22 protein-coding genes are annotated in these 23,056 nt (G+C 70.8%); 18 read left to right on the plus strand and 4 right to left on the minus strand.

Annotated elements, in window-relative coordinates:
* Positions 1-5: 5 nt before the first annotated feature.
* The 8 genes from AB0M08_RS25375 (at position 6) to AB0M08_RS25410 (ending at position 9,704) form a co-directional block, all read left to right on the plus strand.
* Positions 6-326, plus strand: coding sequence for a DUF167 domain-containing protein (locus AB0M08_RS25375; RefSeq protein ID WP_364497845.1), 321 nt, complete (start codon positions 6-8; stop codon positions 324-326).
* 284 nt (positions 327-610) lie between these two features.
* On the plus strand, positions 611-1,027 hold the full coding sequence (locus AB0M08_RS25380) for a TraR/DksA family transcriptional regulator (RefSeq protein WP_364497848.1): 417 nt from the start codon (positions 611-613) through the stop codon (positions 1,025-1,027).
* 41 nt (positions 1,028-1,068) lie between these two features.
* Entirely contained in the window at positions 1,069-1,593 is a 525-nt protein-coding gene (gene lspA / locus AB0M08_RS25385) for a signal peptidase II (protein ID WP_364497851.1), read from the plus strand.
* Between the two features lie 41 nt (positions 1,594-1,634).
* Entirely contained in the window at positions 1,635-2,519 is an 885-nt protein-coding gene (locus AB0M08_RS25390) for an RluA family pseudouridine synthase (RefSeq protein ID WP_364498028.1), read from the plus strand.
* Between the two features lie 17 nt (positions 2,520-2,536).
* Entirely contained in the window at positions 2,537-3,544 is a 1,008-nt protein-coding gene (locus AB0M08_RS25395; protein WP_364497853.1) for a hypothetical protein, read from the plus strand.
* 187 nt (positions 3,545-3,731) lie between these two features.
* Positions 3,732-5,213, plus strand: a complete 1,482-nt coding sequence (locus AB0M08_RS25400) for an AAA family ATPase (protein ID WP_364497855.1) — start codon at positions 3,732-3,734, stop codon at positions 5,211-5,213.
* Between the two features lie 36 nt (positions 5,214-5,249).
* On the plus strand, positions 5,250-8,789 hold the full coding sequence (gene dnaE, locus AB0M08_RS25405) for a DNA polymerase III subunit alpha (RefSeq protein WP_364497858.1): 3,540 nt from the start codon (positions 5,250-5,252) through the stop codon (positions 8,787-8,789).
* A gap of 30 nt (positions 8,790-8,819) precedes the next feature.
* Positions 8,820-9,704 (plus strand): hypothetical protein, encoded by an 885-nt coding sequence (locus AB0M08_RS25410; RefSeq protein WP_364497861.1) that lies wholly within the window; start codon positions 8,820-8,822, stop codon positions 9,702-9,704.
* Here the strand turns inward: AB0M08_RS25410 and AB0M08_RS25415 are convergent.
* Positions 9,619-10,323, minus strand: coding sequence for an LON peptidase substrate-binding domain-containing protein (locus AB0M08_RS25415; RefSeq protein ID WP_364497864.1), 705 nt, complete (start codon positions 10,321-10,323; stop codon positions 9,619-9,621). The two genes, AB0M08_RS25410 and AB0M08_RS25415, sit on opposite strands and share 86 nt — an antisense overlap.
* A 146-nt stretch (positions 10,324-10,469) precedes the next feature.
* Between AB0M08_RS25415 and hisD the strand changes: the two genes are divergently transcribed.
* From hisD to hisF, 8 genes are all read left to right on the plus strand, one after another.
* Positions 10,470-11,774 carry a histidinol dehydrogenase gene (gene hisD, locus AB0M08_RS25420; RefSeq protein WP_364497867.1) on the plus strand — a complete coding sequence of 435 codons (1,305 nt, stop codon included), beginning with the start codon at positions 10,470-10,472 and terminating at the stop codon, positions 11,772-11,774.
* A gap of 1 nt (position 11,775) precedes the next feature.
* Positions 11,776-12,852: a histidinol-phosphate transaminase gene (locus AB0M08_RS25425; protein ID WP_364497869.1), complete on the plus strand. Its 1,077-nt coding sequence runs from the start codon at positions 11,776-11,778 to the stop codon at positions 12,850-12,852.
* The gene (gene hisB / locus AB0M08_RS25430) at positions 12,849-13,460 is read left to right on the plus strand and encodes an imidazoleglycerol-phosphate dehydratase HisB (protein ID WP_364497872.1); all 612 of its coding nucleotides are present in this window, start codon (positions 12,849-12,851) and stop codon (positions 13,458-13,460) included. The genes AB0M08_RS25425 and hisB overlap by 4 nt, the downstream gene beginning before the upstream one ends.
* The gene (gene hisH, locus AB0M08_RS25435; protein WP_364497874.1) at positions 13,460-14,083 is read left to right on the plus strand and encodes an imidazole glycerol phosphate synthase subunit HisH; all 624 of its coding nucleotides are present in this window, start codon (positions 13,460-13,462) and stop codon (positions 14,081-14,083) included. Before hisB ends, hisH begins: the two co-directional genes overlap by 1 nt.
* Complete coding sequence (locus tag AB0M08_RS25440; protein WP_364497877.1) at positions 14,080-14,397, plus strand: hypothetical protein; 318 nt, start codon at positions 14,080-14,082, stop codon at positions 14,395-14,397. Before hisH ends, AB0M08_RS25440 begins: the two co-directional genes overlap by 4 nt.
* Before the next feature lie 93 nt (positions 14,398-14,490).
* A complete protein-coding gene (gene priA / locus AB0M08_RS25445; protein ID WP_364497880.1) occupies positions 14,491-15,216 on the plus strand; it encodes a bifunctional 1-(5-phosphoribosyl)-5-((5-phosphoribosylamino)methylideneamino)imidazole-4-carboxamide isomerase/phosphoribosylanthranilate isomerase PriA in 726 nt (241 codons plus the stop codon).
* 76 nt (positions 15,217-15,292) lie between these two features.
* Positions 15,293-16,177 carry an EamA family transporter gene (locus tag AB0M08_RS25450; protein WP_364497883.1) on the plus strand — a complete coding sequence of 295 codons (885 nt, stop codon included), beginning with the start codon at positions 15,293-15,295 and terminating at the stop codon, positions 16,175-16,177.
* Positions 16,174-16,935: an imidazole glycerol phosphate synthase subunit HisF gene (gene hisF, locus AB0M08_RS25455; protein WP_364497886.1), complete on the plus strand. Its 762-nt coding sequence runs from the start codon at positions 16,174-16,176 to the stop codon at positions 16,933-16,935. Before AB0M08_RS25450 ends, hisF begins: the two co-directional genes overlap by 4 nt.
* A gap of 39 nt (positions 16,936-16,974) precedes the next feature.
* Here hisF and AB0M08_RS25460 read toward each other — a convergent pair whose 3' ends face one another.
* From AB0M08_RS25460 to AB0M08_RS25470, 3 genes are all read right to left on the minus strand, one after another.
* On the minus strand, positions 16,975-18,201 hold the full coding sequence (locus AB0M08_RS25460) for a type II toxin-antitoxin system HipA family toxin (RefSeq protein WP_364497889.1): 1,227 nt from the start codon (positions 18,199-18,201) through the stop codon (positions 16,975-16,977).
* On the minus strand, positions 18,191-19,696 hold the full coding sequence (locus tag AB0M08_RS25465) for a DUF262 domain-containing protein (RefSeq protein ID WP_364497891.1): 1,506 nt from the start codon (positions 19,694-19,696) through the stop codon (positions 18,191-18,193). Before AB0M08_RS25465 ends, AB0M08_RS25460 begins: the two co-directional genes overlap by 11 nt.
* A 92-nt stretch (positions 19,697-19,788) precedes the next feature.
* The gene (locus AB0M08_RS25470) at positions 19,789-20,217 is read right to left on the minus strand and encodes a hypothetical protein (RefSeq protein WP_364497894.1); all 429 of its coding nucleotides are present in this window, start codon (positions 20,215-20,217) and stop codon (positions 19,789-19,791) included.
* A gap of 243 nt (positions 20,218-20,460) precedes the next feature.
* On the opposite strand from AB0M08_RS25470, the gene AB0M08_RS25475 reads away from it, so the two are divergent.
* Positions 20,461-21,915, plus strand: a complete 1,455-nt coding sequence (locus AB0M08_RS25475; protein ID WP_364497896.1) for a PLP-dependent aminotransferase family protein — start codon at positions 20,461-20,463, stop codon at positions 21,913-21,915.
* 152 nt (positions 21,916-22,067) lie between these two features.
* The gene (locus AB0M08_RS25480; RefSeq protein ID WP_364497899.1) at positions 22,068-23,048 is read left to right on the plus strand and encodes a hypothetical protein; all 981 of its coding nucleotides are present in this window, start codon (positions 22,068-22,070) and stop codon (positions 23,046-23,048) included.
* Positions 23,049-23,056: the final 8 nt, after the last annotated feature.

The raw sequence follows: 23,056 nt of genomic DNA on the forward strand, positions 1-23,056 counted from the left end.
CGGCGATGCCGAAACGGGAGCAGGACGGGGTGTCCGTGCCGGTACGCGTCCGGCCCGGAGCCGGGCGTACCCGGGTGGGCGGCTGTTATCCGGGACCCCACGGACCGGCCCTGATCGTCGCGGTGGGCGCGCCCGCGGTGGACGGCAGGGCGACCGAGGCGGTCCGGCGCGCGCTGGCCGGCGCGCTCGGGGTCCGGCCCGCCGGGGTGTCGCTCCGGATCGGCGCGACCAGCCGGGACAAGGTCTTCACCGTGGACGCGCCGGTGGCCGAGATCGAGCAGCGGCTGTCCGCCCTGCGGGACGGGCCGGGCGGCGGAGCTGGTTGACAACGGGTGATGCGAGGGTGACCGGGGGTGTATCGTCGTGTATTCGATGGCCCGGGGTGCTCATTCATCCCGGTTTGTCGGGAGGTGCCCGGCCGAAGGGGAGTGTCGGCACACCTCACGGTGGGTATCCTTGCCAGCCTCATCGGGTGCGCGGCGCATTTCGGCCGCGCCGTTTTTGCAGGCCGGGCACGTACATACGACAGGGAGCACGCGCCGGCCGGCGAGGCCGGTGACGAATCCGAGGACCGCTGATCGCCGCGCCGCGCGCGGCCGAGGGAGCGACGATGGTCAAGGCAACCGGCACCCGGCCGAGTGGGACGACCGCCGAGGGGCGGACGCGCAGCGAGGCGGAGACCGCGGAGATCCGGGTGGCGCTGGTCGGGCGGCTCACCGAGCTGCAGGCCGAGTACGATCACGTGCTCAGTGAGATCACCGAGCTGCAGCGCGAGCGGTTCGCCGACTCGGCCGGGGACGACCAGGCCGACACCGGCACCAAGACGTTCGAGCGGGAGCAGGAGATCACGCTGGCCAACAACCTGCTCGAGCGGATCACACAGGTGGAACGCGCCGTCGAGCGGCTCGGGTCGGGCAACTACGGTTGGTGCGAGCGGTGTGGTAACCAGATTCCGGTCGAACGGCTGGCCGCCTTCCCCTCCGCCACGCTCTGTGTCTCTTGTAAGCAGTTGGAGGAACGACGCTGAACGCCGACAAGGCCTCCCGGTTCGCCCCGCGCGCGGCCGCGGTGCTGGGTGCCACCGCACTGATCGCCCTCGCGGTCGACCAGTGGGTCAAGCACCTCTCCACCGAGCACCTGACGCCCGGTGAGCCGGTCCGCATCCTCGGCGGACTGATCTACCTGTCGCTGCTGCGCAACAGCGGGGCGGCGTTCAGCATGGGCAGCACGTACACCTGGATCTTCCCGGTGATCACCCTGGTGGTGATCGGGTGGATCGGCTGGATGGCGACCCGGCTGCGCTCGGTGCCCTGGGCGGTCGCGCTCGGGCTGGTGCTCGGCGGCGCGCTGGGCAACCTCACCGACCGGCTCTTCCGGGCGCCCGGCCCGTTCCGGGGGCACGTGGTCGACATGATCAGTGCCTTCGGGCCGAACGGCGAGCACTTCGCCGTCTTCAACATCGCGGACAGCTGCCTCACGGTCGGCGTCTGCCTCGCCGTGCTGCTGGAGCTGACCGGGCGTCAGCGCGACGGCAGCCGCATCACCAAGAAGGCCGAGTCCGAGACCCCGGCCACGAAGGAGGAGACCGCGTGAGCGGCCAGCGTTCCCTTCCGGTACCGGACGGCCTCGACGGCATGCGTCTGGACCAGGCCGTCTCCCGGCTCTTCGGCCTCTCCCGCACGGCCGCGGCCACCCTGGTCGAGGCGGGCGACGCGCTGGTCGACGGCGTACCCCGGCTCAAGTCGGAGAAGGTCGTCGCCGGTTCCTGGCTGGAGGTGACGCTGCCGGCCCCGGCCGCGCCGCCCTCGCTGGTGCCGGAGCCGGTGCACGGGCTCACCGTGATCTACAGCGACGACGACATCGTGGTGGTGGACAAGCCGGTCGGCGTGGCCGCCCACCCGAGCCCCGGCTGGACCGGGCCGACCGTGATCGGCGGGCTCGCCGCGATGGGCCAGAACGTGGCGACCAGCGGCGCGGCCGAGCGGCAGGGCGTCGTGCACCGCCTCGACGTGGGCACCACCGGACTGATGGTGGTCGCCAAGTCCGAGACGGCGTACACGCTGCTCAAGCGGGCGTTCAAGGAGCGCGAGGTGGACAAGCGCTACCACGCCGTCGTGCAGGGCCACCTGGACCCGCTGCGCGGCACCGTCGACGCGCCGATCGACCGGCACCCGACCGCCGACTACAAGTTCGCGGTGATGTCGAGCGGCAAGCCGAGCGTCACGCACTACGACACGCTGGAGGCGTTCCGGTCCGCCAGCCTGGTCGCGGTGAAGCTGGAGACCGGGCGTACACACCAGATCCGGGTGCACTTCTCGGCGCTGCGCCACCCCTGCGTCGGTGACCTGCAGTACGGCGCGGATCCCACGCTGGCCGCCCGGCTGAAGCTCACCCGCCAGTGGCTGCACGCCCGGGAACTGGCCTTCCTCCACCCCCGTACGCAGGATGAGGTCCGGTTCGTCAGCGACTACCCTGACGACCTGAAACAGGCGCTGGACGTCCTGGAGGACGCCGGCTGACGGCCGAGGAGTGACACGTGGGCCCCGCGCATCGCCTGCGTACGGTCCTCGTCAGGTACGCGGGCGGTTCGCTCCGGCTGCACGCCATGACCGGGGTGGCGCTGGCCGCTACCGTCACGCTGATGCTCGGCGTGATCTGGTCCGGTCACTCCCGTCCGGAGACCGCTACCGACAGTGATGTGGTCCGGGTCGGTGTGGTCGAGGGCCAGACCGTCGACGGGTACCTCGACGCCGCACGGAACGAGCTGGAGGCGCTCACCGATCCCTCGGCCCCGGCCGCCGGTGCCACCTGGGCGCTGGTCAGCTTCCGGGAGTACGTGCCGGTCGGCGGCCTGAGCACCCTGCTGGCGGGTGCCGGGGTGGCCCAGGTGTACGCCCGGGTACCGCTGCCGGACACCCGGACCCAGGTGACGCTGCTCCCGGTCTACCGGATGCCCGAGGACGTGACCGCCGGGATGCTGGCGGCGGCCCTGGTCAGGGATCAGGAGCAGGCGGACTACCTGCGGCTGGCCCGGGCGGCCGACGGCACCGGGAAGAGCCAGAAGCGGTTGCGGGAGGCGTACGGCACGGCCGCGGCGACGGCGGCCGCCGAGGCGGTGGCGTACCGGCGGGGATGCGCGTGCCTCTTCGCCGCCGTGGTCCGCGCCCAGCCCGCCGCGCTCGTGAGCCTCGCCCTCCGCGCCGGTGTACGGTCGGTGGACCCCGCCCCCGAGGTGCGCAGTCTGGACCACACCGAGTTCCGGCCGCCGCTCCCCGAGGAGCAGGGCACGATCACCGACGATCCGTCGGCGACGCCGGTGCCGAACGGGGTCGCGGGCGTTGCCTCGGGCATGCCGTCGCGGTTACCGTCGTCGATCGGGAGTCCTGTGACATCCGACTCACTCACGCCGTACGCCGGAGAGTCGGCCGCCGCCGGATTGCCGTCCGGGACGCCGGTTGCCGTACCCTCGTCGGTGGATGTGAGTCCAGTTCACGACGGTTCCGACGCCTCCGCGGAGGCATCCAGCAGCGTGTCCGGGCAGTAGCCCACTCCCGTACGTGACAACGTTTCGGGTGAATGCACGTGCACGACCAGCGTGCCGTCATGTGATCAAGAACGACAGGGGGATGGGCACCCGGGCGGTGGCCCGAATAGGGTTCTCGTCCGTAGCCTGTCATGGGCGGGGTGACCCGCCGGGGATCGACGTCGGGTAGGCGCAGAGAGGACGAGCCGTGGACGGGACCGAGACCGGCTGGGGCCGGCCTGCGGAACCAACCCCGCGCTGGCGGGCCCTACTCGACCGGGCCCGGCACGGCGGGCGCAGCGAGGAGCCGGCCGAGGAGCCGCAGCAGGAGCAGGCGGCCCCCGCGCAGCAGCAGTGGGGCCAGACCACGCCTCCGGGCCGCGGTTCCGCGCAGGTCGGCGGCCGCCCGGTCAACCCGCTGGAGCAGCGCAACGGGTACGAGACGCCGCGCCGCGCGCCGGACCCGCAGCAGGGCTTCGAGGCGCAGCGCCCGATGCCGCAGCGCCCGGTCAACCCGCTGGACCCCCGCTGGCAGAACCGTGAGCAGCCGGCCACCTACTTCGACCCGCCGGCCCGCGGCCCGCAGCCGGCCGCACCGCCCCCGCCGCCCGCGCGCAACGGCTACCCGCCGGCGCCGCCCGGCCCGGCGTACCCTCCGGCGCCCGCCCAGCCGGTGCAGCCGCCGCAGCCGAACGGCTACTACGCCCCGCAGGCGTATGCGTCGCCCCCGGGCGCGCCCCCGCAGCAGCCGCCGGTCCGCCCGGTCTCGCCGCCCGCCCAGGCGCCGCCCCCGGCCACCGCGGTGCCCCGGGCGGTGCCCGCGGTCCCGCCCGCCGCGCCCAGTGGCGCCCGGATCGAGTGGCGGCAGACCCACGTCGACGACGGCATGGAGCGTGCCGTCTCGGTGATGCGGCGCAAGCTCGGCCAGCCCCGGGTGCTGGCGTTCGCCAACCCCAAGGGCGGCGTGCACAAGACCACCGCGACCGTGCTGGCCGCGGCGACCATCGGCAGCGTCCGCGGCCGCGGCGTGCTGGCCTGGGACGACAACGAGCTCCGCGGCACGCTCGGCCTCCGGGCCGGCAGCGCCCGGCACGCCCGGACGATCAAGCACCTGCTCGCCGACCTGCTCCGGATCGAGAACCTGCACGGCGACGCGCTGTTGCAGGAGCTGGACGCGTACCTGCGGCACGCCTCCGACGGTTCGTACGACGTGCTCGCCGGCGAGGAGAACCCGCGCTTCGCCCAGCGGCTCGACCAGGGCACCGTGCGCCGGGTGATGGACCTGCTGCGGCGCACGCACGACGTGATCTGTGTCGACACCGGCAACAACGTGGAGAGCGTGAACTGGCAGACGGTCATGCGGATGGCCGACCAGCTGGTGATCACCACGGTGCCCCGGGAGGACGCCGCCTTCACCGCGGACTGGATGCTCGACGTGCTCGACGAGAGCGGGATGGGCGACATGGTGGCGAACGCCGTGACGTTGATCTCGTGTCCGTCGCCGGGGCACCTGCCGCTCCTGGAGGACTTCAAGAAGCACTTCGCGACCCGGACCCGCGCGGTCGCCGTGGTGCCCTACGACCCGGCCCTGGAGGTCGGTTCGTCGATCGAATACGCGGACCTTCAGCCGGAGACCCGGCAGGCGTGGCTGCGTGCCGCGTCGGTGATGCTGGAGCCGTTCGCGGAGTAAGCTCGGCAGCCTCGTCCAACAGAAGAGGGGGCCCGGGTGTCAGACTCCTTCGTGCACCTGCATGTGCACACAGAGTATTCAATGCTCGACGGAGCCGCCCGGATCAAGGAACTCATCGGGGAGGCGAAGCGGCTCGGCATGCCGGCCGCGGCGATCACCGATCACGGCAACATGCACGGCGCCTTCGAGATGTACAAGCAGTCCAAGGACGCCGGGATCACCCCGCTGATCGGGGTCGAGGCCTATGTCGCGCCCGACTCGCGGCTGACCAAGAGCCGGGTCAAGTGGGGCCGGCCGGAGCAGAAGTCCGACGACGTCTCCGGTAACGGTGCGTACACGCACATGACCATGTGGGCGCGGAACGCGGTCGGCCTGAAGAACCTCTTCCGGCTCAACTCGCGGGCCTCCATGGAGGGCCAGCTTGGCAAGTACCCACGGATGGACTTCGACATCATCGCGGAGCACGCCGAGGGCATCATGGGCACCACCGGCTGCCCCTCCGGCGCGGTGCAGACCCGGCTGCGGCTGGGCCAGTTCGACGAGGCGCTGAAGTCCGCGGCGATGTACCAGGAGGCGCTCGGGAGGGAGTACTACTTCCTCGAGATCATGGACCACGGTCTCTCGATCGAGAAGCGGGTCCGCGACGGCCTGCTGGAGATCGGCAAGAAGCTGAACATCCCGCCGCTGGTCACCAACGACTCGCACTACACCTACGAGGCGCAGTCCGAGGCGCACGACGTGCTGCTCTGCGTGCAGACCGGCAGCAACATCGCCGACCCGAACAGGTTCCGCTTCGACGGCAACGGCTACTTCGTGAAGTCGGCCGACCAGATGCGCGCCGTCGACTCCTCCGAGGCCTGGCAGGAGGGCTGCCGCAACACCCTGCTGGTGGCCGAGAAGGTGGACATCGCCGGGATGTTCGAGTTCAAGAACCTGATGCCCCGGTTCCCGATCCCGGACGGTTACTCCGAGGAGGAGTACTTCCGGCACGTCGCCTTCGAGGGCCTGCGCAAGCGCTTCCCAGCCGGCATCCCGGAGGGCCACGTCACCCAGGCCGAGTACGAACTCGGCGTGATCATCTCGATGGGCTTCCCGGCGTACTTCCTGGTCGTCGCCGACTTCATCCAGTGGGCGAAGGACAACGGCATCGCGGTGGGTCCGGGCCGTGGCTCCGCCGCCGGCTCCCTCATCGCGTACGCCATGGGCATCACCGACCTCGACCCGATCCCGCACGGGCTGATCTTCGAGCGGTTCCTCAACCCCGAGCGCATCTCGATGCCCGATGTCGACATCGACTTCGACGAGCGCCGGCGCGGCGAGGTCATCAAGTACGTGACGGACCGCTGGGGCGAGGACAAGGTCGCCCAGATCGCCACCTTCGGTACGATCAAGGCGAAGGCCGCCATCAAGGACTCGGCCCGGGTGCTGGGTTATCCGTACTCGGTGGGTGACCAGATCACCAAGGCGATGCCGCCGGACGTGATGGGCAAGGGCATCACCCTCGGCGGCATCTTCAACAAGGACGACAAGCGGTACAACGAGGCCGGTGAGGTCCGCTCGCTCTACGAGCAGAACCCGGACGTCAAGAAGGTGATCGACACCGCGCGCGGCATCGAGGGCCTGATCCGGCAGACCGGCGTGCACGCCGCCGGCGTCATCATGAGCGCCGAGCCGATCATCGACCACATCCCGCTGATGCGCCGCGCCTCCGACGGTGTGATCATCACGCAGTTCGACTACCCCACGTGCGAGGGGCTCGGGCTGCTGAAGATGGACTTCCTCGGCCTGCGGAACCTGACCATCATCGACGACGCCAACAAGAACATCGAGCTCAACCACGGCGCGCCGCTCGACCTGCTGGCCCTGCCGCTGGACGACAAGCCCTCCTATGACCTGCTCGCCCGCGGCGACACGCTCGGCGTGTTCCAGCTCGACGGCGGGCCGATGCGGTCGCTGCTGCGGCTGATGAAGCCGGACAACTTCGAGGACATCTCCGCCGTCCTGGCGCTGTACCGTCCCGGCCCGATGGGCGTCGACTCGCACACCAACTACGCGCTGCGCAAGAACAAGCTCCAGGAGATCACCCCGATCCACCCGGAGCTGGAGGAGCCGCTGCGCGAGATCCTCGAGCCGACCTACGGCCTGATCGTCTACCAGGAGCAGGTGCAGCGCGCCGCGCAGATCCTCGCCGGTTACAGCCTCGGCCAGGCCGACCTGCTCCGCCGCGCGATGGGCAAGAAGAAGAAGGAGATCCTCGACAAGGAGTTCAAGCCGTTCCAGGCGGGCTGCCGGGAGCACGGCTACTCCGACGAGGCGATCCAGGCGGTCTGGGACGTCCTGGTCCCGTTCGCCGGCTACGCGTTCAACAAGGCGCACTCCGCCGCGTACGGCCTGGTCTCCTACTGGACGGCGTACCTGAAGGCGCACTACCCGGCCGAGTACATGGCCGGTCTGCTGACCAGCGTCGGCGACGACAAGGACAAGATGGCGGTCTACCTGGCCGAGTGCCGCCGGATGGGCATCCAGGTGCTCCCGCCGGACGTGAACCAGTCGGCCGGCCCGTTCACCCCGGTCGGCAAGGACATCCGGTTCGGCCTCGGCGCGGTCCGCAACGTCGGCGGCAACGTGGTGGAGGCGATCGCCCGCTGCCGCAAGGAGAAGGGCGAGTACGCCGACTTCTACGACTTCCTGTCGAAGGTGGACGCGGTGGCCTGCAACAAGCGGACCATCGAGTCGCTGATCAAGGCGGGCGCGTTCGACTCGATGGGGCACAGCCGCAAGGGCCTGCTCGCGGTGCACGCCGAGGCGATCGACGCGTACGCCGGGATCAAGCGGAACGAGGCGGCCGGGCAGTTCGACCTCTTCGGTGCGTTCGGCGACACCGAGGGCGGCGGGGGCGCGGGCGGGACGGTGGCGATGCCGACCATCGGCGACAGCGAGTGGGACAAGCGGGACAAGCTCACCTTCGAGCGCGAGATGCTCGGCCTCTACGTCTCCGACCACCCGCTCGCCGGACTGGAGCAGGTGCTCCAGTCGCACGCGGACATCAGCATCGCCGCGCTGAACGAGGAGGGCTCGGTCCAGGACGGCCAGATCGTCACCATCGCCGGCATCCTCACCGGGGTGCAGCGCCGGATCACCAAGCAGGGCCGGGCGTGGGCCTCGGCCACCGTCGAGGACCTCGCCGGCGGCGTCGAGACGCTCTTCTTCCCGAACACGTACGAGTTGGTCGGGCAGTACATCGCCGAGGACGCGATCGTGGTGGTCAAGGGCCGGGTGGACCGGCGCGACGACACCCCGCGGATCATGGCGATGGACATGTCCATACCGGACATCTCGCATAACCCGGACAGTAAGCCGGTGGTGCTGACCATGCCGGTCACCCGGGTGAACCCGCCGCTGATCGGCGAGCTCAAGGAGATCCTGGGCCGGCACTCCGGGGAGAGCGAGGTCCACGTGCACCTGCAGAACGGCAAGAAGACCACGATCGTCCGGCTGCTCGCGGCGCGGGTGTCGGCGACACCCGCGCTGCGCGCCGATCTCAAGTCGATCCTCGGTCCGGCGGCCGTCGCCTGAGGCCGCGGGCGGATCTGGAAGGATCGCAGGGTGCAACCAGAGGACCCGATAGTCGCCGGTGAGTTGCCCGAGCCGTACGCGGTTGCGCCCGAACCGCCGCGCCGGCCGTGGTGGAAGGTGCTGGAGCCGGGCAGTCACCGGCCGTGGCAGCGTCAGCTCGTGGTCGCCCTGGGCAGCGCGGCGGTGCTCGCGCTGCTCGGCGTGCCGCTGGGGCTGCTCTGGGCGTGGCTGGCGCCGGACGTCCCGGTGATCGCCACCGACAGCGGCATCGTCGTCAACGACCCGTCCCCGGAGCAGTACATCGCCGCGGACGGCTGGTTCACCCTGCTCGGTCTCGGCTTCGGCCTGCTCGCCGCGATCCTGGCCTGGCTGCTGCTGCGCCGCGACCGGGGCCCGGCGCTGCTGATCGGCGTGATCGGCGGCACCTTCGTGGCCGGTCGCTGGGTGGCCGGCGCGGTCGGCGAGATGATCGGCCGGGACGCGTACGCGGACTGGCGGGCCGCCGTGACGCACGGCGCTACCTACCTCGCCCCGCCGCAGCTGCACGCCACCGGCCCGAAGCTGGTCCCGGCGTTCGCCGCCGCGATCGTGCTCACCCTGCTGGCCGGCTGGTCCAACGACCCCGACCTGGACCTGCCCGGCGCACACCCGGGTTACGGCCCCAACCACGAGATCGCCGCGGGTGGCCCGATCGAGGGCGACGTCGTCGAGAGCGATGGCACCGTGGGCGATGTCACGATGGGTGACAAGACCGTGGGCGATGAGGTCGTGGGCGATGAGGTCGTGGCCGAGGCTGTCGGCGGCGGCCGTCCCGAGGGGGAGGCGCCGGTCAGTTCGGGCTTGCCGGGCGAGCCAGATCCGACAGCGGCACCGGCACCGCCCGCACCCGGGCCAGCAGACCGGCCTCGCGGTTGAGCAACCGCAGCTCGGCCCGGAGCCGGCTCGCGGTGTCCGGCGTCGCCAGCAGCATCTGCCGCTCCTCCAGGGTGAGCTGGGCGGTCGCGGCCACCAGGTGCGAGAGCACGGTCGCGTCGTCCGGCACCTGGTCGAGCACCTCGGTGTTCGGCCGCAGCAACTCCAGGTAGGCGCGGAACGCGGCGAGCACCCGGGGGCGCAGCAGGACGGCGGCCGGGTCCTGCTCGGCCTCGTCGTCGAGCCATTCGACCTCGGCGGTCAGGTACGGTTTCTCGCCCTGCTCCACGCTCAGCACCCGGAACCGGCGCCGCCCGACGGTCATGATGTCGAACCGCCCGTCCGGCAGCTCGGTCACGTGCCGCAGCTCGGCGGTGCAGCCGACGTCGTAGAGATCGTCGGCGCCCACCGCGGCGGGGGTGGGCTCGGGCCCGTCGTCGTTCTCCGCGACCTCGCTGCCCCGGCGCAGCGTGACCACGCCGAACTCGTTGGGCTCCTCCGAGGTCCGTGCCACCAGCTCCCGCACGAGAGCGCGATAACGCTCCTCGAAGATGTGCAGGGGCAGCACCAGACCGGGGAAGAGCACCGTGCTCAGCGGGAAGACCGGCAGCCGATCGCTCACGCGTTCAGCCTAGCCGCCACCTGACCTTGGTCAACCCACCGGATCCGCCCGGCCACCCGCCGTACCGCCACCCGGTCGCGTCTCAACGCCTGGGCCCGGGGAAACGGGCTCGCGGGCGCCCCCACCCGGCGGCCTAGACTGGGCACGTGCTGAATCGGATCGACCTGCGCGGCTCCCGGAGGGACCCGCGCGGACTGCTGCCCCGTGCCCAGCTCGACGTCTCCGTGGCCGTCGAGCGGATCCGCCCGGTCGTCGAGGCGGTCCATGAGCATGGCTTCAGTGCTATCCGGGAGGCGACCGAGCGGTTCGACGGCGTCACGCTGGAGCGCCTGCGGGTGCCGGCCGCGGCGATCGCGGAGGCCGTCGAGACGCTCGACCCCGAGGTCCGGGCGGCGCTGCTGGAGATCATCAAGCGGGCCCGCAAGGTGCACGCCGACCAGAAGCGCGGCGACGTGACCACCACGGTGGTCGACGGCGGCACGGTGACCGAGCGGTGGCTGCCGGTGCGCCGGGTCGGGCTCTACGTCCCCGGCGGCCTGGCCGTCTATCCGTCCACCGTGGTCATGAACGTGGTGCCCGCCCAGGAGGCCGGGGTCGACGCGCTGGTCGTCGCCTCGCCGCCGCAGGTGGAGAACGGCGGTCTGCCGGACTCCCGGGTGCTCGCGGCGTGCGCGCTGCTCGGCGTCGAGGAGGTCTACGCGGTCGGTGGCGCGCAGGCGATCGCGATGCTGGGCTACGGCGCGGACGGCGTGGACGAGGCCGACCGCTGCGAGCCGGTCGACGTGATCACCGGGCCGGGCAACATCTGGGTGACCGCGGCGAAGCGGCTCCTCCGGGGCGCGGTCGGGATCGACGCCGAGGCCGGGCCGACCGAGATCGCCATTCTGGCCGACGAGACCGCCGACCCGCGGCACGTCGCGGCCGACCTGATCAGCCAGGCCGAGCACGACCCGCTCGCCGCGAGCGTGCTGGTCACCGACTCGCTCGCGCTGGTCGAGTCGGTCGAGGCCGAGCTCGCCGTGCAGGTGGCGGCGACCAAGCACGAGGAGCGGGTGCGCACCGCGCTCACCGGCGAGCAGTCCGGCGTCGTCCTCGTCGACGACCTGGAGCAGGGTCTCGCGGTGGTGGACGCGTACGCGGCGGAGCACCTGGAGATCCAGACCCGGGACGCCCGGGAGTGGGCGATGCGGGTGCGCAACGCCGGGGCGATCTTCGTGGGCGCCTGGTCGCCGGTGTCGCTCGGCGACTACGCGGCCGGCTCCAACCACGTGCTGCCGACCGGCGGCTGCGCCCGGCACTCGTCGGGGCTCTCCGTGCAGTCGTTCCTGCGCGGCATCCACGTGATCGAGTACGACGAGGCGGCCCTGCGCGACGTCGCCGGGCACGTGGTGGCCCTGGCCAACGCCGAAGACCTGCCCGCGCACGGTGACGCTGTGAAGGCCCGGTTCTGACATGACGACCATTGACGATCTTCCGATCCGGGACGATCTGCGGGGGAAGTCGCCGTACGGCGCACCCCAGCTGAACGTCCCGGTGCTGCTGAACACGAACGAGAACTCGTACCAGGTGCGGGAGGACGTGGTTGAGGAGATCGCCAAGGCCGTCCAGGCCGAGCTGCGTGACCTCAACCGCTACCCGGACCGGGACGCGATCGCGCTCCGCACCGAGCTCGCCGCCTACCTGGGCCACGGGCTGACCACCGCGAACGTCTGGGCCGCCAACGGGTCGAACGAGGTGCAGCAGCAGCTGCTCCAGACGTTCGCCGGACCGGGTCGCACGGCGCTCGGCTTCGGCCCGTCCTACTCGATGCACCCGCTGCTCGCGGCGGGCACCGGCACCGAGTGGATCGGCGCGCTGCGGGACCCCGACTTCGGGCTGAGCCCCGAGGCCGCGGTCGCCGAGATCGAGAGGCACGACCCGGACGTGGTCTTCCTCTGCTCGCCGAACAACCCGACCGGCACCGCCCTGGACCCGGCCGTGGTCGACGCCGTGCTGGCCGCCGCCCGGGGCATGGTCGTGGTGGACGAGGCCTACATCGAGTTCTCCCGGCCCGGCACGCCGAACGCGCTCGCGCTGCTGCCCGGCCACCCGCGCCTGATCGTCAGCCGGACGATGAGCAAGGCGTTCGGCTTCGCGGGTGGGCGGCTCGGCTACTTCGCCGCCGACCCGGCGGTGGTCGACGCGGTGCAGCTGGTCCGGCTGCCGTACCACCTCTCGGCGATCACCCAGGCCGCCGCGCGCGCCGCCGTGGTGCACCGGGAGGCGCTGCTCGCCACCGTCGAGGCGATCAAGGAGCAGCGCGACCGGATCGTCAGCACGCTGCGCGAGCGTGGCCTGAAGGTCGCCGATTCCGACGCCAACTTCGTGCTCTTCGCGGTCGGCGACGACCAGAAGGCCGTCTGGCAGCAGTTCCTCGACCGTGGGGTGCTGATCCGCGATGTCGGCTTGAAGGGCTGGCTGCGGGTCACCGCGGGAACCGAGTCCGAGACCACCGCCTTCCTGAACGCCGCTGAGGAGATCCTGTCATGAGTCGTACCGGGCGGATCGACCGTGTCACCAACGAGACCAAGGTCCTCGTCGAGATCGACCTCGACGGCACCGGCAAGGGTGATCTGAACACGGGCGTGGGCTTCTACGACCACATGCTCAACCAGCTCGCCAAGCACGGCGGGTTCGACCTCACGGTGCGTACCGAGGGCGACCTGGAGATCGACGCGCACCACACCATGGAGGACACCGCGATCGCGCTGGGCGAGGCCTTCACCCAGGCGCTCGGCGACAAGCGGGGCATCCGCCGGTACGGCTCGGCCACCATCCCGATGGACGAGGTGCTGGTCCGGGCCGCGGTCGACCTCTCCGGCCGGGCGTACGTGGTGCACGACGAGCCGCTGCTGGTGCCGTACATCGGGCCGGTCTACGCGACCAGCATGACCCGGCACATCTTCGAGGCGTTCGGCCACGCCGCCAAGGTCACCCTGCACGTGGACGTGCTGCGCGCCTGCCGTCCCGGCGGTCACCCGGACGCGCACCACGTCGTCGAGGCCCAGTTCAAGGCGTTCTCCCGGGCGCTGCGCGAGGCCGTCGAGATCGATCCCCGGAACGCGGGGTCGCTGCCCTCGACCAAGGGCGTCCTCTGATGCCGTCCGTGGTGATCCTGGACTACGGCTCCGGGAACCTCCGGTCGGCGGAGCGGGCGGTGGCGCGTACCGGAGCGGACGTCACCGTCACCGGCGACCTGGGCCTGGCCGCCGAGGCCGACGGCCTGGTGGTGCCGGGCGTGGGCGCGTACGCCGCGTGCATGGCCGGGATCGAGGAGCTGAAGGCGGGCCCGGTGATCGCCGAGCGGGTCACCGCCGGCCGTCCCGTGCTCGGCATCTGCGTGGGCATGCAGGTGCTCTTCGAGTCCGGCGTCGAGCACGGGGTGGAGACCGCGGGCCTGGGGCTGCTGCCCGGCTCGGTCACCCGGCTGCACGCCGAGCGGATCCCGCACATGGGGTGGAACACGGTCACCGTGCCGTTCGGCTCCAAGCTGCTCGCGGACGCGGGCGCCGGCACCCGGTTCTACTTCGTCCACTCGTACGCGGCACAGGACCTGGACGCGCTGTCCCGGGCCGGTGCGAAGGTGACCACGGCGGCGCACGACCTGCCGTTCGCGGCCGTGGTGGAGCACGGCGCTCTCAGCGCCGCCCAGTTCCATCCTGAGAAGTCCTCGGACGCCGGGTTTGCGCTGCTCAGCAACTGGGTCACCGGTCTAGGGTGAGTAAGGAGCGGGCGCGGCGGCGGGCCGAGCGGCTCGTCGTCGAGGAGCGGGAGAAGGCGGCCCGCGCCCGTCGCCGGAAGCGCCGGGCGTTCCTGCGGCGGATCACCACCCCGCCGAAGGTGTCGCTGCCCAGTAACGGGCGGCTGTACCGCCGCAGCCGGAACCAGCGGGTCGGCATCGTGGTCGTCCCGCTGATCGCCATCGCGGCGGTCTGGCTCTTCGTGCCGGAGCCCGCGCTGCGGATCCTGCTCACCGTGCTACTCGTTCTCGCGGTACCGGCGCTCGTCGTCATCGTGCTCGGCCGCCGTTCCTGAAGTCCGATCACCGCCGTTCCTGAGTCTGATCGCCGCCGTTCGTGAAGTCTGATCGCCGCCGTTCATGAAGTCTGATCAAGGAGAGAGATCCACGTGACCCTGCAACTGCTGCCCGCCGTCGACGTGGCCGACGGTCAGGCGGTCCGCCTGGTCCAGGGCGCCGCCGGCTCGGAGACCGCGTACGGTGACCCGCTCGAAGCCGCGCTGGCCTGGCAGAACGACGGCGCCGAGTGGATCCACCTGGTCGACCTGGACGCCGCGTTCGGCCGGGGCTCGAACGCCGAGCTGCTCGCCGACGTGGTGCGCCGCCTCGACGTCAAGGTGGAGCTCTCCGGAGGCATCCGGGACGACGAGTCGCTGACCCGGGCCCTGTCCACCGGCGCGCAGCGGGTCAACATCGGCACCGCGGCGCTGGAGGACCCGCAGTGGTGCGACCGGATCTGCGGCGAGTACGGCGACCGCGTCGCGATCGGCCTGGACGTCCGGGGCCGTACCCTGGCCGCCCGCGGCTGGACCCGGGAGGGCGGCGACCTGTACGAGGTGCTGGCCCGGCTGGACAAGGCCGGCGCGTCGCGTTACGTGGTCACCGACATCACCAAGGACGGCACCATGCGCGGGCCGAACCTGGACCTGCTCCGCGAGGTCTGCGCGGCTACCGACAAGCCGATCATCGCGAGCGGTGGCGTCTCGACGCTGGAGGACCTGCAGGCGCTGGCCACCCTCGAGTCGATCGGCGTGGAGGGCGTGATCGCCGGCAAGGCGCTCTACGCGGGCGCCTTCACGGTCCGCGAGGCCCTGGCCGCTCTCGCCGCGGCCTGAAGTTAAGGCTTGCTACATCCTGGATGTAGCAATTTTCGCTGGTGCTTAACGGTGGGCGCGGGACACGCTGGCATCCATGAAACCGCGTGACCTCGCGCTCGCCGTCGCCGTGGCGGCGGTCTGGGGCGTCAACTTCGTCGTGATCGAAACCGGTCTCGATCACTTCCCGCCGCTGCTCTTCTCCGCCCTGCGCTTCACCCTCGCCGCCTTCCCCGCGCTGCTCTTCGTGGGCCGCCCGCAGGTGCCCTGGCGCTGGGTCGCGGCGGTCGCCCTGATCCTCGGCGTGGTCAAGTTCTCGCTGCTCTTCGCCGGGATGGCCGCCGGGATGCCGGCCGGGCTCAGCTCGCTGGTGCTGCAGAGCCAGGCGATCTTCACGATGCTCTTCGCCACCCTGTTCCTGCGCGAGCGGCCCCGTCCGGTGCAGATCGCCGGCCTGGTGGTGGCGGCGAGCGGGGTACTGCTGGTCGCCACCCGGATGGGCGCGAACCTGCCGGCCTTCCTGCTGGTCATCGGCGCCGCGGTGGCGTGGGGCCTGTCGAACGTGGCCACCCGCAGGGCCTCCCCGCCGGACACCCTGCGCTTCATGGTCTGGGTCAGCGCGCTCGCCGCCGGACCGCTGCTCGTGCTCTCCCTGCTGATCGACGGCCCCGCCGCCGACCTGGCCGCGTTCCGCTCGATCGACACCGAGGCGGTGCTGGCCCTGCTCTACATCGCGTTGCTCTCCACGCTCGCCGGGTTCGGCGTCTGGGGCTACCTGATCCGCCGGTACGGCGCCGCCACGGTCGCCCCGTTCTCGATGCTGGTCCCGTTCTTCGGCATCGCGTCGGCCGCGCTGATCCTCGGCGAGCCGGTGCACGCGGTCGACGTGATCGGCGGCGTCCTGGTCGTCGGCGGCGTGCTTTTGGGACTGCTCCGGGCCGCGCCGAAGCAGGCGTTGACACTGGCTAGGGTGGAGGCATGACGGTCGCGGTGCGTGTGATCCCCTGCCTGGACGTGGATGCCGGACGGGTGGTGAAGGGCGTCAACTTCCTCGACCTCCGCGACGCCGGCGACCCGGTCGAGCTGGCGGCGGCCTACGACGCGGCGGGCGCCGACGAACTGACCTTCCTCGACGTGACCGCCTCCTCGGACGATCGGGGCACGATGCTCGACGTCGTACGGCGTACCGCGGAATCGGTCTTCATTCCGTTGACCGTCGGCGGTGGCGTGCGGTCGCCGGAGAACGTGGACGTGCTGCTGCGGGCCGGCGCCGACAAGGTGGGCGTGAACACCGCGGCGATCGCCCGTCCGGAGTTGATCAGGGAGATCGCCGAGCGCTTCGGCAACCAGGTGCTGGTCCTCTCGCTCGACGTGCGCCGCGCCGCCGACCAGCCGTCCGGCTGGGAGGTCACCACGCACGGCGGACGCCGCAGCGCCGGCCTGGACGCGGTCGACTGGGCGGCCCGGGTGGCCGAGCTGGGCGCCGGCGAGATCCTGCTGAACTCGATGGACGCCGACGGCACCAAGTCCGGTTTCGATCTGGAGCTGATCCGCGCGGTCCGCGCGGTGGTCGACATCCCGGTGATCGCCAGCGGCGGCGCGGGCGCGGTCGAACACTTCGCCCCGGCGGTCGAGGCCGGCGCCGACGCGGTCCTGGCCGCCAGCGTCTTCCACTTCGGCGAGCTCACGATCGGTCAGGTCAAGGAGAGCCTGCGCGGCGCGGGCACCCCGGTCCGCTGACGATTCCGTGCCTTTTCCGGTACGGCCGTGGGCGCGGTTTCAGACCGCCCGAGCCAACGGGAGGTCGCGCAGGCGCGCATTGATCAGAGCGGCCATATCCTCGGACAACGGAAGATCGCGTGCGAGCCGGGACCAGGTCGTACGCATCGATGCGGCGAACGCGGCCGCCACGTCGACCAGGTCTTCCGGACGTGGGTAGCCGATTCGCGTGCCGAACTGCTCGAAGGTCGCCGGTGTGACGGCCTTGAAGTCTTTCGACCGGTTGAGGTTCAGCGCGAGGGTGTCCGCCCGAAACGGTTTGTAGACGACCGTGGACACGAAATCGTATGCCGGGCTGAGGGTGGCCTTCCGATCATTGTCGTAGATCAGGGACCAGTTTTTGAGGTGAGCGTCGCCGTTGCCCATCAGGACCGCGGCGACCAGCCGGCGAACGAACTCGCGAACAGCGTTCTCGCCGGCCAGGCTCAGGAGGACCCTTCCGATCGATTCGTAGTTCGCGTGCCGGTATTTCTCTTCGGGATAGACGTCGAAGACCTGTGCGAAGTCCTCGATGTGGCGGCGTCCGTCGTCGGTCCTGTCGAACCGCTCGATGGCGAAGACCTTGGTGCCGGGATCGATCAGGCCTTCCGGAATCCCACCTACATCCTCGGCCCGGAGGAGTTCGATGGTGGGCACATCCACTCCTGACTCCTTCAGCCAGGTCATCATGGAGTATTCGTTCTCGGGAACCTGGCTGAATTCGTGGAACGGGAGTTTGGCGATCCAGTTTCCGCCCTCACCCGTCGCCGGAAAGGTGAGACCGCGACGATCACGCAGCATGGACAGCTTGAGCTGGATACCGGCCAGGGAGAACTTGAGTCGTACGCCTTCCAGACCGTCCTGTCCCGATGGCGCGTCGTCCGACTCGTCGACGGGATCCCAGTCATCCAGGGGTACCAGGGTCACGGCTCCAGGAAGATCGTGCCCTAATCCGGCTATCAGGTGGAATTCGCGCTCGGGATGCACACCCAGCTGGCGAGCAACGATCTCGCGTAGCGGACCGGCTTTCTCCGGCAACAGGTTCGAGAACCAGGGCGTCAGTCGTTGCCGACTCGATCTGGTCCGCGTGGGGTCGTCCTCGAACGTCTGGCCGAGCACATGTCGCGGCTGTGTTTCGAGGTAATGAGTGTCCGGGGTGAACTGAATGGCGTTTTTCTGCAGCGTCATCTCGCCGACGGTGACGTCGTGAAGGTTGACGAGTAGACGCAGCGGGCGCTCAGCCGACATGCACCAGGTCCCCTCCCGGAACGTCGTCCGTGACGAGAAGGGCGCTGATGGCGGGCCGGTCCGAGGCGCCCCACTCGGCGTAGCGGGCCACAACGGGCCGTAGGAGATCACCCAGAAGTCGCTTCCGCCCCTTCCGGAAGGCGGCGACGTCCCCGGATTTCAGGGTCTCCACCAGTTCGGCGGAGAGGGCATGCGAGGCCAGCAGGTCAGGATCGTCGATCGTGTCGATGAGGCTCTCCACATCGCCGTCGTCGGGCGCCGACAGAATCGGAACACCGGCGAGGAGGTGCGACACGTCGTGGCCGTGCTCCGCCATCAGATCGGAGAGAGGCAGGAGAGCACCCGTCGCCAAGGAACGAGGACCGAGGGCGGCCAGCGCCAGCGGTTTGCTGATCTGGGCGATGAGGCCGTTGGCCGGAGCCTTGGACGGCACATGGCGAAGCAGCCGGGCAGCGTCCGCGGAGTCTTCGCCGTGGAGCAGCGCCCCCGCGTATCTAGAGGTGCTGTGCCGGGGACTCGTCATCGCTCGCCACAGCCAGCGGCGCAGAAGAATCCGGGCTCGGGGCGAAGCGGACGGATTCAGCTGGAAGAACCTGACCAGCGTGGGTAGATGATTGGCGTGCGGCTGCCAGAGGGACAGGTGCGGGATGCCGGCCTCGTCGCGCAGCCAGTCAGTGGCCTTCGTGAGGGCGTTCGTCAGGTTCGGTGCCCGGCTCTCGGTGTCATTCTCAGTGATGCCGGACATCTGGATGATGTCGAGCGCGACATTCTCCGAGGACCGGCCGAGTCCCATGCCTGCGAGCCGGTCGGCGATGGCGCGCAGATCGATATCCGAGTCTTCATCGGTGCGGGGATGCCGGGCGTGGAACAGGTCTGCGCGACTGAGCGCGACGCCGTTCGCGTTGAGCCGGACGAACACCTCGGCGGCCGACTCGGAGGAGACTCCCGACATCCTTACCAGGAGAAGCGGGTAGTTGAGGATCTGTGTCCGGACGTCCACCGCCCGCTCGACCGCGTCGGTGCTGTATGCCTCGAGGTCGAGAAGCCGGGCCGTGAACCTGTGGGTGTCGTTGAGCGCGTCGAGCGGCAACTGATGCGACAGCAGCGTCGTGCCGGCTTTGCGCTCGGTTACCGACTCTGTCTCCACGTCGTAGACGAGTCGGAGGGAGGCCGGCGTTGAGTCATCGCCCAGCAGTGCCCCGGCCAGCGTGCTGAGACGCTGGACACCGTCGAGAACCCACAGGGCGAGGGGATCCGCGGTCGCATCGATGCCGATGCTGCCGAACTGGATGCGTTCCGCCTCGGCCGGTCCTTCGGTGACGACTATCGTGCCCGTCGGAAGTCCCGCGATGATGCTCTCGAAGAAGGGAACGCTCTGCTGGGACGTCCAGGCGAACGGGCGATGAAATGCGTACGGCCGGAAGCGGCCGTCGCGGATCAGGCGAAGTGTCTCCGCGACGGTCAGGGTGAATGGCGCCGTTCCGGGTCGGGCCATCGGTTTCACCCCGAATCGTTGCTGGACGGCATTCCCCTCCGCATATCTAACCGTACGCGCGGCTGTGCGCGGTCGACGCCACCGCGGTGGCGTCAGCGGCCGTCGGCGAGGCGGAGGCTGTACTCGCGGACGGCGGCGTTGTAGGTCTGGTCGTCGAGGGACCAGTCGGTGTAGCCCGGCTGGCTCGCGCGGTTGAGCTGGGCCTGCAGGGTCATCACCGCCGAGGAGAGGCCGCTGAACGGGCGGGTGCGCCAGAGCTGCTCGCCGGCCGGGGCGACCTCGATGATGTCGTCCTCCACGGTGAGCAGGCCGGCGCCGGAGAGGCGGCGGATCGCCTCCTGCAGGTCGTCGCGGCTCGGCACGCTGTGGTGCAGGAAGTCGGCCGCGGCCAGCAGATCGGCGAGCGTCGCTCCGGTGACCGGCAGTGCCGCGTGCATCGCCCGGTCACGCTCGAGGCGCTCGGCGATGACCGCGGAGACGAAGACCCACGCGTCGTTCCAGTTCCAGCCGCCGACCCCCATGCCGCAATGATGCCGTGCCATGAGCGCGCCCGGAAGCGAATGTGTCCGGATGATCACCGGCTCGTGACCACCCGCAATACGGGTCTTAACCGGACTGGAACCGCATATGCCGTACTTCGGGGTCGGCGCGTCCCAATGTTCGGGATTCGCACCCCTGTGCGGTATGTGCAAGTTGCAGATCACATCTTGACCGGGGCCGATGCCAATTCCTCGATGATAAAGTGCCAATCCACGGAGGTGGCTATGACAACGTCGGTACGCGGTGACCAATTGGCCCGTCTGCTGGGCCGGTGGCATTCCCTGCCCGGCCGGCACAAGAGCCCCGACTACGCCGCTCTGGCCGCCGCCGTCCGGGGTCTGCTCGCCGACGCGCGGCTGGCCCTCGGTGTCCGCCTCCCCGCCGAACGGGAGCTCGCCGAAGCCCTGGGGATCAGCCGGACCACGGTCTCGGCGGCGTACCGGGCGCTCCGCGAATCCGGCCACCTGACCAGCCGCCGCGGCGCCGGGAGCTGGACCACCCTGCCGACCGGCCATCGGGTGGCCACCTCCGGGCTCTGGACCCCGGACGACGACCTCGACATGATCGACATGGGGGTGGCGGCCTCCGCCGCCCCGGTCGAGCTGGTCGGCGCCGCCCGGGCCGCCGCCGAGGACCTGCCGCGCTACCTGGGCAGTGCCGGCTACCACCCGACCGGCCTGGCCGAGCTGCGCGCGGCGATCGCGGACCGCTACACCGAGCGCGGTGTGCCCACCTCGGCCGAGCAGGTCCTGATCACCAGCGGCACCCAGCAGGCCCTCGACCTGGTGCTCCGGCTCTCCGTCCCGGCCGGCGCGCCGGTGCTGGTGGAGACGCCCACCTATCCGAACGCGCTGGCCGCGCTCGCCGCCCGCCGGGCCCGGATCAGCACGCACGGCATGGACACCGCGACCGGCTGGGACGGCGAGCTGCTGCTCGGGGCGCTGCGGCAGACCCGGCCCCGTCTGGCGTACGTGATCCCGGAATTCCACAATCCGACCGGGCACCTGATGCCGGCCGAGCTGCGCGAGCGGATGGTCGCCACCGCCCACTCCACCGGGACCGAGCTGGTGGCCGACGAGTCCTTCGTGGAGCTGCCGCTGGACGACACCGCGATGCCGCCGCCGGTGGCCGCCTTCGACCGGCACTCCCGGGTGATGTCGATCGGCGGGATGAGCAAGCCGTACTGGGGTGGCCTGCGGATCGGCTGGGTGCGCGCGTCGGCCCCGATGGTGCAGCGGCTCGCCGCGATCCGGGTCGGTGTCGACATGGCCAGCCCGGTGCTGGAGCAGCTGGTCGCGGTCCGGCTGCTGCAGCAGAGTACGGAGATCGTCCAGGCCCGCCGGGCGCAGCTGCGGTTCCGCCGGGACACCCTGGTCACCGCGCTGCGCGAGATGCTGCCCGAGTGGCGCTTCTCCGTCCCGGCCGGCGGCGTGACGCTCTGGGCCGAGATGGACGGGCCGATCTCCAGCGCGCTCTCCCGGGCCGCCGAGGAGGTCGGCGTCCGGCTGGCGCCCGGCCCCCGGTTCGGCCTGGACGGCACCCTGGAGCGCTTCCTCCGGCTGCCCTTCACGCTGGCCGCCGACGACCTCACCGAGGCCGTCCGCCGGATCGCCTCGGTCCGCCACGACCTCGACCGGGCCCCCCGCCCCACGTGGCGCACCCCGGCCGTCATCGCCTGAGCCCGCCCGGCGCGGCCATGCGGTGGTTCGGCCAGGACCGTGAGGCTCGTTTCCGCCGGGGCCGGGGGAGGAGGCCGCGTCGATGATCTCAGGTGCGGATCTTCCTCGCCGATGGGAACGCGAGTCCTTCCCCACGGCCCCACGGAGTCCTCATGCTGCTCACCGCGAAACGCCGGATCGCTGCCGCCGCCGCGGTCGCGACGGTCGCGACGCTCGCCGTGGCGGCGCCCGCGTACGCCGCGGCGCTCTCCTCGGTCGGCTGGTCCGTGTCCCAGCCGCAGCCCGGCACCAGCAGCGTGCGGTACACCTGGACCTTCACCACGGCGACCACCGGCACCATCGCGGACGTGACGATGTCGGTGCCCTCGGGGACCACCGGCGCCTCGCTCACCGTCGGTGACCTGTACGGGCTGAGCACCGGCACCGCCAGCCTGAACACCGGCACGAACACGGTGACCTTCACGGTGACCACGCCCGCCTCGGTCGCCGCGGGCACCGGGGTCCTGATCTCGCTGGACGGCTTCACCAACACCTCCACCGCGAACTCGTACAGCAGCGTGGTGACGACCGAGGTGAGCGGGCCCGCGACGCTGGACAGCGGCACCAGCAACACCGTGGCGATCAACGACACCTCCACCGCGGTCAAGGTGGTGGTCGCCCAGTCGACCGCGTTCAGCAGCGACACCACCACGTTCGGGCTGGTGATGGACCCGTCGGTGAGCGCGCTGCAGACGCAGACCCACGACGTCGCGCTGACCGTGGCCACCAACGCGGCGAACGGGTACACGCTGCGGACCCAGATCAACCACCAGCCGCTCGGCGCGAACCGGGGCGGCACGCTCGGCGCGGTCAGCGGGACGGTGGCCGGCTCGAACTCCTCGCCGGGCGCGGACACCTTCGGCTACACGGTGCACTCCAGCACCAGCTCCAGCGGCAGCGGGTCGGTGCAGGGGCAGATCGGCACCGGGTACGCCGGGTACACGGCGGGCACCTGGTCCAGCTCGATCTACACCTCGACCGGGCCGACCAACAGTGACGCGATCACGCTCCGGAACCGGGCGCAGGTCGACTACCTGCTCAAGGCCGACGACTACAACGCCAGCATCACCTATTCCGTGACGCCGAGCTACTGAACCCGTAC

Source organism: Actinoplanes sp. NPDC051851 (assembly GCF_040681165.1).
In the GTDB taxonomy this organism is placed as follows: domain Bacteria; phylum Actinomycetota; class Actinomycetes; order Mycobacteriales; family Micromonosporaceae; genus Actinoplanes.

Excerpts from the sequence above, each read along its gene's own strand:
- AB0M08_RS25380 (WP_364497848.1), top strand. The coding sequence starts at position 611 with ATGGTCAAGGCAACCGGCACCCGGCCGAGTGGGACGACCGCCGAGGGG.
- AB0M08_RS25425 (WP_364497869.1), top strand. The coding sequence starts at position 11,776 with ATGACGACCATTGACGATCTTCCGATCCGGGACGATCTGCGGGGGAAG.
- hisB (WP_364497872.1), top strand. The coding sequence starts at position 12,849 with ATGAGTCGTACCGGGCGGATCGACCGTGTCACCAACGAGACCAAGGTC.
- AB0M08_RS25470 (WP_364497894.1), bottom strand. The coding sequence starts at position 20,217 with ATGGGGGTCGGCGGCTGGAACTGGAACGACGCGTGGGTCTTCGTCTCC.
- AB0M08_RS25390 (WP_364498028.1), top strand. The coding sequence starts at position 1,635 with ATGCGTCTGGACCAGGCCGTCTCCCGGCTCTTCGGCCTCTCCCGCACG.
- AB0M08_RS25375 (WP_364497845.1), top strand. The coding sequence starts at position 6 with ATGCCGAAACGGGAGCAGGACGGGGTGTCCGTGCCGGTACGCGTCCGG.
- hisF (WP_364497886.1), top strand. The coding sequence starts at position 16,174 with ATGACGGTCGCGGTGCGTGTGATCCCCTGCCTGGACGTGGATGCCGGA.
- hisH (WP_364497874.1), top strand. The coding sequence starts at position 13,460 with ATGCCGTCCGTGGTGATCCTGGACTACGGCTCCGGGAACCTCCGGTCG.
- AB0M08_RS25460 (WP_364497889.1), bottom strand. The coding sequence starts at position 18,201 with ATGTCGGCTGAGCGCCCGCTGCGTCTACTCGTCAACCTTCACGACGTC.
- AB0M08_RS25465 (WP_364497891.1), bottom strand. The coding sequence starts at position 19,696 with ATGGCCCGACCCGGAACGGCGCCATTCACCCTGACCGTCGCGGAGACA.
- AB0M08_RS25475 (WP_364497896.1), top strand. The coding sequence starts at position 20,461 with ATGACAACGTCGGTACGCGGTGACCAATTGGCCCGTCTGCTGGGCCGG.
- AB0M08_RS25480 (WP_364497899.1), top strand. The coding sequence starts at position 22,068 with ATGCTGCTCACCGCGAAACGCCGGATCGCTGCCGCCGCCGCGGTCGCG.
- AB0M08_RS25450 (WP_364497883.1), top strand. The coding sequence starts at position 15,293 with ATGAAACCGCGTGACCTCGCGCTCGCCGTCGCCGTGGCGGCGGTCTGG.